This window comes from Tenacibaculum sp. TB-53, assembly GCF_059716285.2.
Genome location: NZ_CM202790.1, coordinates 1,179,314 through 1,193,958 on the forward strand (window position 1 = coordinate 1,179,314; position 14,645 = coordinate 1,193,958).

Here is a 14,645-nt window from a genome sequence, read left to right on the forward strand (position 1 = left end):
ATGGGGAAATTTACAGAAGCAAAATTAGAGGAAGCGTTTATAGAATTATTAAGTAATGAAGATTATCCTCACTACTTAGGCAATACCATTACCCGCAATTCTGAAGAGGTATTAATTGAAGAGGATTTAATAGAATTTCTTTTAAACCAATATAAAGACAATGGCCTAACACTCACAGAGGCAAAGTCCATTGTATTACAACTCAAAACCTTGCCTTCTTCTGATTTATACGAGACCAATAAAACCGCTATGCGTTGGCTGTCTGACGGTTTTAGTTTCAAGCGTGAAGACCGCAACCAAAAAGATATTTGGATTTACTTAATCGATTATTCCAACCAAAATAATAACACCTACAAGTTTGTCAACCAATTAGAAATAGTAGGAACAGAAAAACGTATTCCTGATGGTATAATTTATGTCAATGGAATACCAGTAGTGGTGTTTGAGTTTAAAACAGCTATCAAAGAAAACTGCACCATTCATAATGCTTATGTACAATTAACTACACGTTACAAAAGAGATATACCAGAACTATTCAAATACAATGCATTTTGCGTAATCAGTGATGGAGTGAATAACAAAGCAGGTTCATTTTTCGCACCTTATGAGTTTTACTATGCGTGGCGTAGAATTTCAGGTTTATCCAAAGATGTAGATGGTATAGATAGTATGTTCACCCTTATTCAAGGAATGCTACATCAAAACAGGCTAAGGGATATTATTCAAAACTTCATTTACATTCCAGATACCTCTAAAAAAGATGAAAAAATAGTATGTCGCTATCCACAATATTATGCAGCAAGAGCCTTGTACGATAATATTAAAGAAGCTCAAAAACCTAAAGGAGACGGAAAAGGAGGTACATATTTTGGAGCAACTGGAAGCGGTAAGAGTTATACAATGCTATATCTCACAAGACTATTAATGAAGAGTGAGTATTTTGAGAATCCTACTATTGTCCTTATTACAGACCGTACCGATTTAGATGACCAACTTTCAGGACAGTTTACCAATGCTAAAATTTACATCGGTGATGATACGATAACAAGCGTAGAAAGCAGAGCACAACTAAGAGAACTATTACAAGGTCGTGCAAGTGGTGGTGTATTCTTAACCACAATTCACAAGTTTACAGAAGATATTGAGTTATTGACGGAACGCACCAATGTAATATGCATTTCTGATGAAGCTCATAGAAGTCAAACCAACTTAGACCAAAAGGTTAGAGTTACCGAAAAAGGTGTAAAAAAGTCCTATGGCTTTGCCAAGTACTTACACGACTCGTTACCCAATGCCACTTATGTTGGTTTCACAGGCACACCAGTAGATGCGACTTTAGACGTGTTTGGTAAGGTGGTAGATGCCTATACAATGACAGAATCGGTTAAGGATGAAATCACTGTTCGTATTGTATATGAGGGTAGAGCTGCAAAAATAGCTTTACAGAATAGCGAGTTAGAAAAGATTGAGAAGTATTATGAAGAAGCTGAGGAAGCTGGAGCAAATGAATATCAGGTAGAAGAAAGTAAGAAGCAATCTGCAAGTATGAACGCCATTCTTGGCGACCCAGATAGATTAAAAGAATTGGCTGCTGATTTTGTTCAGCATTATGAAAACAGAGTTTCAGAAGGTGCTACTATTAAAGGAAAAGCAATGTTTGTAAGTAGCTCTCGCAATATTGCTTATGAATTTTACAAGAATGTTATTGAGTTAAGGCCAGAATGGAATGAAGTACGTTTAGCAGAGGAAGGAGCAGTTTTAACAGAGAAAGACAAAAGGGAAATCAAACCAATGGAGCGTATCAAAATGATTATGACTCGTGGTAAAGACGACCCAAAAGAATTATATGATTTATTAGGCACTAAAGAATATCGCAAGGAATTAGACAGGCAATTCAAAAACGAAAAATCTAATTTCAAAATAGCCATTGTAGTCGATATGTGGCTAACAGGTTTTGATGTTCCTTTCTTAGACAGTATCTACATAGATAAGCCAATTCAGCAACACAATTTAATCCAAACCATTTCACGTGTAAACCGCAAATTTAAAGGTAAGAACAAAGGCTTGGTTGTAGATTATATAGGCATCAAGAAGCAAATGAATTTAGCCCTTAAAAAATACTCAGAGGGCGACAAAGATAATTTTGAAGACATCCAACAATCCTTAATAGTGGTTAGAAATCATCTGGATTTATTGGCTAAGCTTCTACACAAATTTGATAGTTCAAAATACTTTAATGGTTCAGCATTAGACCAGTTGAATACACTCAATATGGCAGCTGAATTTGTACAGTTGACCAAAGAAATGGAAACTCGCTTTATGGGCTTGGTTAAAAGGCTTAAAGCAGCTTATGATATATGTGCTGGAAGTGAAGAATTAACACAGGAAGAAAGAGATTACACTCATTTCTATTTAGCTGTTCGGTCTATTGTTTTCAAATTGACTAAAGGTGATGCACCTGACACTGCTCAAATGAACGCCAGGGTAAGAGAGATGATTAAAAACGCCTTACAAAGTGATGGTGTTGATGAGATATTTAAGATGGGCGAAGAAACTGAGAAAGAGCAGGACATCTTTGATGAAGACTACTTAGCCAAAATCGATAAAATCAAATTACCCAATACAAAGATTAAGCTACTACAACAGCTTCTTGCTCGTGCCATTGGTGAAATGAAGAAAGTCAATAAAGTTAAAGGAGTTGACTTCTCTAAGAAAATGGAATCCTTGGTTCAGAAGTACAATGAACGTGATGAAAATGATATTCTAAGAAGTGAAGTGTATGAAGAAATGGCGGAGCAATTAACCAACCTTATTTGGGATGTCTACAAAGAGTTTAAAGCAGGTGATGATTTAGGGATTGATTTTGAAGAAAAAGCATTTTATGACATACTAAAGGATTTGTGCGTAAAATATGATTTTACCTATCCTGAAGATAAATTAATTGCATTAGCCAAATCAGTTAAAAATTTGGTTGATGGTCAAGCAAAATTCCCTGATTGGAATAAGAGAGATGACATTAAGTCTGCCTTAAAAGTAGGTCTAATACTTCTTTTAGACGAACACGGCTATCCACCAGTAGAACGTGATGAGGTGTATAAAGAAATCTTTGAACAAGCAGAGAATTTTAAAAAGTATAATCAATCAAAATAGAGTGCCAACCTAAAACTGGAATATGAACCGATAAAACCAATTAAACTAATGCAAAATCACTGTTTCAACATACTAACCTTCAACCATCCTCAGGAAGAACTAACACTCTACTTTACCAACGTAAAAGATGAAAACCTAACTAGAGTGTATCATAAGTTAGTCCCAGATGAGGTTATTGAAAAGTTTGGAGAACAAAAGCATTATTACACATCATTTACAAAAGAAGTAGAAGATTTTTATCCAGTTACAAAAGCGGTTAATCCAAGCTACGAAACGAAGGAAGATGAAAACGGAGAAGAACGATCATTTAGAATACATAATTCATCTTTATCGGTTTCCATATTAAAACGGTACTACAACTACTTAATACACGAATATTTCAAAGGGCAAGGCTTTTTGGTCAAACCTAATTTTATCAGAGATACAGAAGTTTGGCTACCAAGTAAGAAGTACGATAAAACAGGACAGTTTAATTTATTCGACCGCTATTCGCTTAAAGTACAGTTCAAGACAGTAACCAAACAACTGGAGTTACTTGTAACCTTTGAAGGTATTTCCAAAGTATATAAACAATCGGTTGATGAACTACAAGAGTTCGTTTCACCAAAAGCATTTAATTGGGTAATATTTGATAATGGACTGTATAAATTTAATGAATTACCAAATGCAGGAAAAAGAGCATACCACCAAGTATTCCCTGTATGGAACTTCAATACTCGTGATGCTTTAGGAGAAACTACAGAAGCACCTGATAAATCAAACAAATACAAAAAGTTTAAAGATGCTATCGACTTCTTTTATAACACCTATCTAAATATCGAAGAATTTAAAAAGCTTATCCCTATCAATTCCAATGGTTTTATACCAGTAGAAGAAATCAAAATGGGAAGAGTTAAAAGCAATAGCAATCAGTTATTGTTCGGAGAAGGCAATACCAATATTGTTCCTATGAACGGTATGAAAAATCACGGTCCTTTTGATTTTAGTGATACTTCCAATATTCATTTCTTTTTCATTTTTCATAAAGACGATTATCAGGTAGCTAAGAAAATGGATGGTTTTTTTAAAGGTACGGAAAGAGGCTTTGGAGGTTTATCAAAATTCATTCATACGCCTTACTATACAGAAAGTGACTTTAGTATAATGTTTGAGGATAGAGAAAATCCTTGGTCTGAAATCTATCATAAAGTAACAGAAAAGCATTTTGAACCCGATATTCAATACATAGCCATTTACATCAGTCCGTTTTCTAAAAACTCACCTGATAAGTCCAAAAGAAAGATTTATTACAGACTGAAAGAGCTATTACTCAAAAAAGGGATTCCCTCTCAGGTAATAGATGCTGAAAAAGTAATGACCAACGACAAATATTACTTTAGCTTACCTAACATTGCCATAGCCATATTAGCCAAATTAAACGGTATTCCTTGGCGTTTAGATAATACGATAAAGAAAGAATTGGTAATTGGTGTAGGAGCGTTTAAAAACCCTGATTTCGATATTAAATACATAGGAAGTGCATTCAGTTTCTCTAATAATGGAAGATTTAACCGTTTTGAGTGTTTCCAACAAGACCAAACAAGAGAATTGGCGGGTTCCATCATTAAATCAGTAAAGGACTATGCAGCCCTAAACCCTGATATAAAACGCTTGGTAATTCATTTTTATAAAACAATGAGCCAAGACGAATTACAACCCATAGAAGATGGATTAAAAAGGTTAGGATTAGGCATTCCAGTATTCATAGTATCTATTAATAAAACCGAATCTTCTGATATTGTTGCTTTTGATTTGAATTGGAAGGATTTAATGCCATTAAGCGGTACTTACATCAATATAGGTTACAACAAGTTTCTCTTGTTTAATAATACGAGATATAGCAATAACCAGTTCAATTTTTATGATGGTTTCCCATTCCCGATAAAACTGAAAATCTATTGTACACAAAAAGAATTGGTTGAAGATATTAAGACAGTAAGAGAGCTTATAGACCAAGTATATCAATTCAGTAGAATGTATTGGAAATCAGTTCGCCAACAGAATTTACCAGTTACCATTAAATACCCTGAAATGGTTGCAGAAATGCTACCACACTTTGACGGTAACGAAATACCCGAATTTGGAAAAGATAACCTTTGGTTTTTGTAGTATTAATTATAAATAAAATGAATAACAATCAAAGAAAAAATAAAGAATGTTGTAACATCAATGAGGTAGTACAAGAATTTTATGAATTCTTGAAAGCTTATATCATAAAGAAAACAAACGATATAAACCTTGCTGAAGATATTGTTCAAGAGGTGATGCTCAAATTGGTAGAGTCTCATAAAAAAAACATAGAAGTTAATAATATCAAAGCTTGGTTGTTTCAAGTAACTCGTAATACCATTGCAGATTATTACAATAAAAACAAGATTGAATTTAATTTTGATGAAGAATGGAAAGAAAATAGTATTTCTAGTGATACAGTTTCTTCCATTTTAGAGTCTGATTTTATCATCCCTATGATTGGTTTGCTGCCAGAAAAATATGCGAAGCCATTACATCTAAGCGATATTGAAAATATTCCTCAAAAAGAGATTGCTATACAACTTAACCTTGGTTTATCCGCAACTAAAATGAGAATCCAGCGAGGTAGAGAAAAATTAAAATCCCTATTTATAGAATGTTGTGATATTCAATATGACAAATCAGGTAATTTTTCTTCGTGCACAATAAAATCTCACTGTACACCATTACAAAAAATAGAAAAAAAACAACTAATTAACCATTGATAAATGATTGGTTATAAGTAACCTATCAAAAAAATACTTTTTTTTGTTCCTAAAAATGTGTCTTTTTTAAAAGATTTCAGACTTCGTAATAAAGTTTAATCATTAAAAATATTTATTATGAACACTGAAGTTAAAATTTTACACTCTTCTTGTTGTGCAAAAGGTTCCCCTATAAAGGAACAATTAGAAAAATTAGCACAAGAAAACAATCTGTCAATTACTATTGAGGAACTGTCAGAAATGCAAGACACCATGGTCTATGGTACAATGTCTTTTCCTTCATTAGTAATTAACGGTAAGGTTCACGCTTATAAGTCATTTAATTCTGAGGCAGAACTTCTCGCAGCACTAAAAGCAGCATAATATGGAGAAGTTGACAGAATTATTATCTAGTTTTTCAGACTATATCGTGTTTGAATTATTAGGTTTAGACCAATCAGGGCTGTTTGCAACAGCCCTTCAATACTTTATTGCCACGTTTATTTTAATAGCTTTATTGGTTGTGATAGTAACCTACGTTATGGGTATCATAACCAGTTATTTACCAATGGATAAAATACGTGACTATTTAGAACGAAATAAAAAATCAGGTTTAGGCAATGTATTAGCATCTTTATTAGGTGCTATTACCCCTTTTTGTTCGTGCTCATCAATTCCTTTATTTGTAGGGATGATGCAAGCTAGAATTCCATTGGGTATTGCATTATCTTTCTTAATAACCTCACCTTTAGTAAACGAAATAGCTATTGTATTATTTTGGGTGTCTTATGGTTGGAAGGTTACTTTAATTTATATTTTATCTGGTATTGTTTTAGGTGTTATAGGTGGGATTATTCTTGATAAAATGGGAATGTCAGCTCATATAGCAGAATGGTTAAAACAATTGCATTCTAAAACTGAAAAAACAATTGAAGATAAAAGGTCTTTAAAACAGAAGTTTCCTGAAATACATAAAGAAGCTTTAAGTACATTAAAAAAATTAGTGCCATATATCTTTATTGGTATTGGAATAGGTTCTTTTATTCACGGTTATGTGCCTCAATCCTTTTTTGAGACATACATTTCTAAATCCAATCCTTTTGCAGTTCCTATTGCTGTTATTATGGGAATACCACTTTATATTGATGCTGTAGGTGTCTTACCAGTCGTAGAAACCTTGGTTGACAAAGGAGTACCATTAGGTACGGCTATTGCCTTTATGATGGGGTCTATTGGCTTATCACTTCCTGAAGCTTTACTCTTGAAAAAAGTGATGCAAAAAAAACTAATCATTGCTTTCTTTTCAGTCATCGGAATAGGAATGATTATCTCAGGTTATGTTTTTAATTTAATATTTTAATTTATGAAATCAATTTTATCATCCATAAGTGCTGTATTTGTAGCATTAGTCGCTTGCACTTGTTGTGTTGGTCCATTAATGGCTTTTGCAGGAATGTTAGGAGCAAGTGTTTCTCAATTGGTATGGCTAGCAACAATAAAACCGTATCTTATAGCATTCAGTTTAATAGCAGTTTCTTACAATTTATATAGAGCATATTTTCCTAAAAAAGAACAAGCTTGCTGCACCATAGAAAGTCAAGAGACAATAAGTAAACTAGATACTAAACAAAAGAAATCATTATCATTTCTACAATCAAAAACGTTTTTATGGTGCGTTGCCATTATAACATTAATCATATTAATTCTGCCATATATTTAAAAATTTAATAATTATGAAATCAATAACATCTCTTATATTAACACTAGTATTTGCTACAAATATCTTAGCTTTTACCCATAATAACGATACAAATATTCATCAGAAAATTGAAGGAAACATTGTTATCTCTGATACTGTTAAAAAAACGTATCAATTAGAAAAATTCACCCAATCTTGTTGTACAGGAATTGTAGAATATTCATTAAAGAAAAACGTTAAAGGTTTTATTAAAGCTGTTTCTAACACTAAAAAAGGTCAAATAACCGTTTGGTACGATAGTACAAAATCTACCGATAAAGAAGTAAAAGAAGCCATTAACAAAACCCCTTATAAAGTAATTAAAGAAATTAAGTAAGGGCTTATTATGGCAATACCTAATAAAATATTTGATTGTATAATAATAGGTGGCGGGCAAGCAGGCTTGTCCGTTGCTTATTTTTTAAAAAGAAGTAAACTAAATTATTTAATTCTAGATGCAGAAGGTAATTCCGGTGGTTCTTGGTTACATACTTGGGATAGTTTAAAATTATTTTCACCTTCTCAATATAGCTCACTTTCTGGTTGGCAAATGCCTACAACCAAACAAGAATATCCTACAAAGGAAGAATATTTGAGTTATTTGTCCAATTACGAAAAACGATATAATTTCCCAATACAACGAAGTACATTTGTTGAAGAAGTTGTTAAAGAAAAAGAGTTATTTAAGTTAAAAACTAATAGAGGAGAGTTTGTTAGCAAAACTGTAGTAAGTGCTACAGGTACAGCTCGTTCACCTTTTATTCCTATATACCCTAAAATTGATGAATTTTTAGGTATGCAAATACACTCTAGTGTTTATAAAAATAATTCACCTTTCAAAAACAAAAGAGTAATTGTTGTTGGTGGGGGTAATTCTGGTGCTCAAATTTTAGCTGAAGTTTCTAAAGTAGCTTATACAAAGTGGGTAACACTAGAAAAACCTGTATTTCTACCAGAAGAAATTGACGGTCGTTACTTGTTTAATCAAGCTAATGAAAAGTACCTTAAGAAAAAGAATACTTCAAATACTTTACAAGTTTCTTTGAGTGATATTGTACAAGTTGAAAGTGTGAAAGAAGGATTAACACGTAATGTATTTAAAGATTATCGTCCATTTTTCTCATTCTATAAAAATGGAGTTATTTGGCAAAATGGTAGTAAAGAAGCTTTTGATGCCATTATATGGTGTACTGGTTTCAGGCCTTATTTGAACCATTTAAAAAAATTAAATATTATTGTAAATGATAAAGTTATAACAAAAAATACGCGAGCAGTTAAAGAATCAAATTTATGGTTAGTGGGTTATGGTAATTGGACAGGTTTTGCTTCAGCAACCATTTATGGCGTTGGTAAAACTGCAAAAATTACAGCAAAAGAAATAATTAATTCATTGTCATAACTCCCCATTTGCTTACAGTAGGTACTTTTCGTTCGCTCGTACCTCACTTACTACAATTACCCACTTCCTGCAACGCTCAGCAAGAGAAGACCTTCATTACTTTCCGTTGCACTACAATTCATTCAGTCCTACACTTGCTTTTCCCCACGCACATCCAAACGCAGGTAAAGCGGTGTTCCGCCTTCGGTCGTCAGCAAATAAAATCGCCAAACCATTACAGCACATTTTTTGGAATACTTCAATTTTTAAAGGTCAAAAAAAGAGCTATAACGCCCTACGGGTGCTTCGCTAAAGCTACGCAGTTTGTCACTTTTATTGCGTTCCTCTGTCAGTTGTCACGGTAGTTCCCTTGTCTTTTTTACCACTTCCTTCCGTTCCTCTAGTCAGTCGCAAAAAATCCAACCACTACCCATAATTTTGCTCGCCTGCGGGTCGCTACGGGCTGCGGCTTAATACTGATTGATTTGCCACCGCTATCGCTCTGGCTATTAAAGCGGTAAGCCTTGTGTAAGTTCCGTTGCACTCCGCCTTTTTGTGTAAAGAAAAATTACAAAAAGGCTACGTTCCACTTCACACATAGCTACAAACCACCCTAAAGAGGGTTGCCTTTTGTACCACCCTTGCTCCACTCGCAGGCGGCTCGCGTTGCTTGTCCAAAGTCCGCAATCCGTTCGTACCTCACTACTTGCAGCCTTCGTCCAGCCGATTAGCTCAAGGCTGTTTTTACCTGCGTTTACGCACGATTAAACTCCTCATTCCAATTCAACATTCCGATTGATTAAACAGATTTTAAAAACGATTTCATAAGCCCTTAAATATTGAAGAACATTCAAAAAAAAGAGAATAGCAAAGATAGGCGTGTCCGCACAAGCCCACCGCACAAATGGATTATCAAGGTCAAGCCCTACGGGTTTTGAAAAAAATCTCCACCCTTTGGGTTGTATTTTTCCCAAAAACCTTGACAACCCTCCCAAACACGCCTTTTCAAGAGCTTTCTCTTTTCTTTTTTTCCCTTTTTTCTTTTCTCTTTTAAAAATGAATGTGCGAAGCGTAGCGAGCAAATATTTAATGGCTCACTATATGAAAACGTTTCGCATCAAAACCCACCGATTAAACCAGAATTACTCCGAACCTCATTTCTTTATACTGAATAAAGGATTGAATAGCGGAAAACCGCTGAATGAACCTTGTCCGAATTGCTTTGTCTGCATTACAGCCAATGAAACCGATAAGGATTTTATGTATTGGCTTTGCTTCGGATTATGGAAGTCTAAATCTTTCCATTACTACCTGAAAGGTTCTGTAATTCCATTCATCACGATTGGAGATATGAAAAAGCACCTTCGGGATAATGAATGTATTGCAAGCAAACATCCTCAGTTATTTCACCAGTCAATTCATCACTTGAAATTGTTGGAAGTAAATGAGGAAAAACTCAAACTTTCATTAAAAATGATTGATACCGCCAAAAAGGCAATCTTCTATAAGTTGATGAACAAAACAGGTGCAGTTTAAACACTGCATCTGTCATAAAATCAAATTCTTTTGTGCAAAAAAGATCAAAGAAAAGCAACAGCAACCCTGACTTAACTACTGTACACTTATTGAAGTATCTTAGATATTAAAGGACAAAGCCGAGTCAAGTCCGTGCCAAGTCCGAACATTTGTTTAACCTCATAAAAATTAAAAAAGATGGGAAAAATTAATCAAGGTATTCTCGGTGGTGTCTCAGGACAGGTTGGGAATGTAATCGGTGGAACTTGGAAGGGCATTGATTACCTAAGAATTAAACCTTCCAGTGTAGCGAACCCAAGAACCGAAGGACAAGTTGACCAACGTTCAAAGTTTTCAACTGTGCTTCGCTTTCTACAACCAATGACAGACTTCTTGCGTGTTGGTTTCAAATTGTATGCTAACAGAATGACTCAGTTTAATGCTGCAATGTCTTACAACTTGAACAATGCAATCACAGGAGCTTATCCAAACTTTACCATTGACTACGCAAACTCTTTGGTAACTCGTGGCAATCTTACAGGTGCTGATAGTGGAGCTGCTTCTTCGCCAAGTGCAGCTACAGTAGATATAACCTGGACTGATAACTCTGGAAGTGGTAGTGCCTTAGCTACTGATAAAGCAATGATTTTGCTTTACAATGCAACAAGAGGAGAAAGTGTATCTACCACAGCTGGACCAGCAAGGTCAGCAGGAACAGAAAGTATTTCAGTGCCTTCTGAATACACGAGTGAAGATGTTGAGGTATTCTTAGCGTTTATCTCAGAAGATGGCTCTAAAGTAGCGAATAGCTCTTATTTAGGTTCTGTAACAGTTGCTTAATAGCGATTGACGTTTTCTTGAAGAACCGTCCTTTTTTAGGGGCGGTTTTTTTATATTTGAAATCTACGATTTTCTTTTATTTAGTGCTTAATTAGCTGTATTTCAATGTTTTTTGTTGCTTATTTGTATCTATTGATAGCTAATTAACTGAAAGTCAGTATCACATTACATTTTGTATCGGGAAGTAAGAAACGAAACTCTTCAACAAAATATTGAATTTAAATATATTCGCTCGGATTTTTACCCGTGTACTTTTTAAATGTTTTATTAAAATGACTTGAGTCTGTAAAACCTGTTTTCTCAGCAATTTCACCTATGCTTAAACTACTTTGTTTTAACAAGCTTTCTGCCATTTTTATTTTGGTTTCCATTATATAACGCTGTAAGGATATACCTGTATGTTTCTTTACAAAAATACCAACATAGTTTGGTGACAAATGAAACGTTTCTGCAATAACATCAACCTTTATAAGTTCTTTATTTTGTACATTTTGTCGTATATACGTCAATATTAAATCTGCCTTATTCTTATCGTAAACATGTCCACTATTTTTTAATGTAGACTTTAAGTTTCTCGACAATATAATTAACAAAGCTCCAAACAATTCAGATAATACATTACGACTGTAAGTTAACGGACTATGCAATTCACTTTTTATCAAATGATAAAGTCTAAAAAGTTGCTCTTTATCTGTTTCGCAACTAATTACACTTTTAGCTACAATGTTTCGATGAAAAATTACTGCCTCTAAATTCTTTCTCCAATAAGTACTTGTAGAAAATGTAGCCTTTTCTAAAAACATCTGTTCTGTAAATTTTAGCACTCCAAATTTTGTTGGCTCACCAATAATAAACTCATGTTCATCCTTTGGAGTTAAAAAAAATAAATCTCCCTCTTTATAATCAATAACACTTTCGTTTAAAACATGTTTTCCGCTTCCTTTTAAAACAAAAGTCAACTCAAAAAAATGGTGCTTATGTCTTGGGTAGCCCCACTCCTTCTCTGCATCAAACTCAAATACATCTAAGTTCTTGGTAATATAAAAACGTTGTGTCATTAGAATGTTTTTATACAAATATACAATGTATTCATACAACAGCATAACTTAAAATAGCTGCTAATTTTGCAGTCACAACAGTTAATTAAACAATATAAAATGAAAAATAATAGCATTATAGCATTGGTTATCATAGCGGTAAGCTTAACATTAAATGCTTGTAAAAAAGAGCAAAAGAATACACGTAAAATAAGTTCTACTTCAACAAAAACTGTAGCAAAAAAAAGCTATTGGCCTAACGGAGCACAATTAGTCATTTCTTTTTCAATGCAGTTTGAAACAGGAGGACAACCTGAAGGAGCTGAAAGTCCTTTTTCAGGAAACTCATTACCTAAAGGAAATCCTGATTTGCCTGCTGAAAGCTGGTTTCGCTATGGAGCAAGAGAAGGAATGTGGCGAATGATGGATTTATGGGATAAACACAATATAAAAGTAACCTCTCATGTTGTAGGCGAAGCTGCAATAAAATACCCTGAAATAGCTAAGGCTATGGCTAGTAAAGGACATGAAATAGCTGCTCACGGAATTGCTTGGGACGATCAGTGGAATTTAAGTTACGAAGAAGAACTTGCCTTTGTTAAAAAAGGAATTGACACAGTAGAAGCAATTACAGGAAAAAGAGGTCGTGGATACAATGCTAACTGGTTACGCCGAAGCCCCAACACTCTTAAGGTTTTACAAGAACTTGACTTTTTATATCATATTGATGATGTAAGTCGTGATGAGCCTTTCATTACTAAAGTAAGAGGTAAAAACTTTGTTGTAATGCCTTATACGTTGCGTAACAACGACATTGTAAATATTGCTGGTAAAAACTGGTCGCCAGATCAATTCTTATTCCAACTAAAAACAGAATTCAATCAACTTTATAAAGAAGGAGTCTCTAAAAGAAGAATGATGAGTGTGAGTTTACACGATAGAATTGGAGGTGCTCCAGCAGTAGTTAATGTTGTAAATCAATTCATTGAATATGCAAAACAACATGAAGGTGTAGTGTTTATGCGTAAAGATGATATTGCTAAAATGGTAATAAACGATCCTAATACACCAATTGATAACGCCGAATTAAAATTTAACAAATAAGAATACCAACATGAAACATGCAATCTATTTATACCTTCTACTTAGTACACTAACAATTATTAATGCGCAAAACAAATTACCTTTCCAGTTAGAAAAAGATTGGGAATTAAAAGGCTTCAAGAATACTGAAAGTGCAGTTTTTGATAAAACAAACCAAGTAACATTCCGTAAATAATCAAAATAAATGAGTTCACAATATCAAACTGAGAGGTTAATCATACGACCGACAAATACTGAAGATACCGACTTTATTTTCAACTTATTTAATACTCCAAAATGGATTGAAAACATTGGAGATAGAAACATAACTTCTACTACTCATGCAAAGCAATATATTGAAACAGTTATGCTTAAACAACTCAAGCAATTAGGATACTCTAGCTATACTGTAATTAGACAATCTGATAATGAAAAAATAGGAACTGTGGGACTTTATGATCGTGAAGGAGTTGATGGAATTGATTTTGGCTTTGCTTTTTTACCCCAATTTGAAGGTAAAGGATATGCCTTTGAAAGTGCTTCAAAAATAAAAGAAGTAGCTATAAATGAATTCAGAATTCAAAACCTAGTGGCTATTACACGTCCTAGTAATACTGGCTCTCAAAAGTTACTCAATAAATTAGGTTTCATCTTTAAAAAAGACATCATTCTTCCTAAGCATGAGTTTAAAGAATGGTTATTATATGCTATAAACTAATACCTTCCTTATGAAAGTAGAAACAATAAACACAGCTGGTAATTGGTCTGTACATTGGACAGAATCCTTAAAAAAGTCTATTCAATTAGGAGCTAATAGTCATAAAATTGGACAACAATTATTATTAGAAAATAAACATGTTAAAATATGGCATATTGAATTGGAACCCGGAAAAAGTCTTCCGTTTCATAAACATGATAAACCTTATTTTTATGTTTGTCATACAAGGGGTAACTCTCGTTCTTATTTTTCTAATGGTTCTATAATTGAAACATCCTATAAACCTAATGATATTAAGTACTTTAATAACTTAAGCACTAAAAACTACTTTATACATAATCTAGAAAACATAGGTACTACCACCCTACATTTTACAACTGTAGAGTTTGTGGAATAAGACAATGTATTTTCACAAGTAAAACATGAAATTATA

15 protein-coding genes are annotated in these 14,645 nt (G+C 33.6%); 14 read left to right on the plus strand and 1 reads right to left on the minus strand.

The genetic code is table 11. The features are described from left to right. From AC3VJB_RS05320 to AC3VJB_RS05365, 10 genes are all read left to right on the plus strand, one after another. Nucleotides 1-3,150: a type I restriction endonuclease subunit R gene (locus AC3VJB_RS05320; RefSeq protein WP_497666861.1), complete on the plus strand. Its 3,150-nt coding sequence runs from the start codon at nt 1-3 to the stop codon at nt 3,148-3,150. A gap of 48 nt (nt 3,151-3,198) precedes the next feature. After that, a complete protein-coding gene (locus AC3VJB_RS05325) occupies nt 3,199-5,298 on the plus strand; it encodes a Piwi domain-containing protein (protein ID WP_497666862.1) in 2,100 nt (699 codons plus the stop codon). Nucleotides 5,299-5,315: 17 nt separating this feature from the next. After that, the gene (locus tag AC3VJB_RS05330) at nt 5,316-5,924 is read left to right on the plus strand and encodes a sigma-70 family RNA polymerase sigma factor (RefSeq protein ID WP_497666863.1); all 609 of its coding nucleotides are present in this window, start codon (nt 5,316-5,318) and stop codon (nt 5,922-5,924) included. Nucleotides 5,925-6,041: 117 nt separating this feature from the next. Beyond that, complete coding sequence (locus AC3VJB_RS05335; RefSeq protein WP_497666864.1) at nt 6,042-6,287, plus strand: thioredoxin family protein; 246 nt, start codon at nt 6,042-6,044, stop codon at nt 6,285-6,287. Between the two features lies 1 nt (nt 6,288). Further along, entirely contained in the window at nt 6,289-7,263 is a 975-nt protein-coding gene (locus AC3VJB_RS05340; RefSeq protein ID WP_497666865.1) for a permease, read from the plus strand. 3 nt (nt 7,264-7,266) lie between these two features. Next, the gene (locus AC3VJB_RS05345; RefSeq protein ID WP_497666866.1) at nt 7,267-7,623 is read left to right on the plus strand and encodes a hypothetical protein; all 357 of its coding nucleotides are present in this window, start codon (nt 7,267-7,269) and stop codon (nt 7,621-7,623) included. A 13-nt stretch (nt 7,624-7,636) separates the two neighbouring features. Continuing rightward, nucleotides 7,637-7,978: a heavy-metal-associated domain-containing protein gene (locus AC3VJB_RS05350; protein ID WP_320230589.1), complete on the plus strand. Its 342-nt coding sequence runs from the start codon at nt 7,637-7,639 to the stop codon at nt 7,976-7,978. A gap of 9 nt (nt 7,979-7,987) precedes the next feature. Continuing rightward, a complete protein-coding gene (locus tag AC3VJB_RS05355; RefSeq protein WP_497666867.1) occupies nt 7,988-9,040 on the plus strand; it encodes an ArsO family NAD(P)H-dependent flavin-containing monooxygenase in 1,053 nt (350 codons plus the stop codon). Between the two features lie 858 nt (nt 9,041-9,898). Beyond that, nucleotides 9,899-10,555 (plus strand): DUF6943 family protein, encoded by a 657-nt coding sequence (locus AC3VJB_RS05360; protein WP_497666868.1) that lies wholly within the window; start codon nt 9,899-9,901, stop codon nt 10,553-10,555. 177 nt (nt 10,556-10,732) lie between these two features. Further along, the gene (locus AC3VJB_RS05365; protein WP_497666869.1) at nt 10,733-11,374 is read left to right on the plus strand and encodes a DUF6266 family protein; all 642 of its coding nucleotides are present in this window, start codon (nt 10,733-10,735) and stop codon (nt 11,372-11,374) included. A gap of 218 nt (nt 11,375-11,592) precedes the next feature. On the opposite strand, the gene AC3VJB_RS05370 is transcribed toward AC3VJB_RS05365, so the two are convergent. Continuing rightward, nucleotides 11,593-12,432 carry an AraC family transcriptional regulator gene (locus tag AC3VJB_RS05370; protein WP_159491276.1) on the minus strand — a complete coding sequence of 280 codons (840 nt, stop codon included), beginning with the start codon at nt 12,430-12,432 and terminating at the stop codon, nt 11,593-11,595. Nucleotides 12,433-12,531: 99 nt separating this feature from the next. On the opposite strand from AC3VJB_RS05370, the gene AC3VJB_RS05375 reads away from it, so the two are divergent. Genes AC3VJB_RS05375 through AC3VJB_RS05390 form a run of 4 tightly spaced genes read left to right on the plus strand, consistent with a single transcriptional unit; the run spans nt 12,532 to nt 14,609 of the window. Continuing rightward, nucleotides 12,532-13,515 (plus strand): polysaccharide deacetylase family protein, encoded by a 984-nt coding sequence (locus AC3VJB_RS05375; protein ID WP_167713719.1) that lies wholly within the window; start codon nt 12,532-12,534, stop codon nt 13,513-13,515. A 10-nt stretch (nt 13,516-13,525) separates the two neighbouring features. Beyond that, complete coding sequence (locus tag AC3VJB_RS05380) at nt 13,526-13,690, plus strand: hypothetical protein (protein ID WP_167713718.1); 165 nt, start codon at nt 13,526-13,528, stop codon at nt 13,688-13,690. Between the two features lie 9 nt (nt 13,691-13,699). After that, nucleotides 13,700-14,212, plus strand: a complete 513-nt coding sequence (locus AC3VJB_RS05385; RefSeq protein WP_167713717.1) for a GNAT family N-acetyltransferase — start codon at nt 13,700-13,702, stop codon at nt 14,210-14,212. Between the two features lie 10 nt (nt 14,213-14,222). After that, nucleotides 14,223-14,609, plus strand: a complete 387-nt coding sequence (locus AC3VJB_RS05390) for a cupin domain-containing protein (RefSeq protein WP_167713716.1) — start codon at nt 14,223-14,225, stop codon at nt 14,607-14,609. The last annotated feature ends 36 nt before the right edge of the window (nt 14,610-14,645 follow it).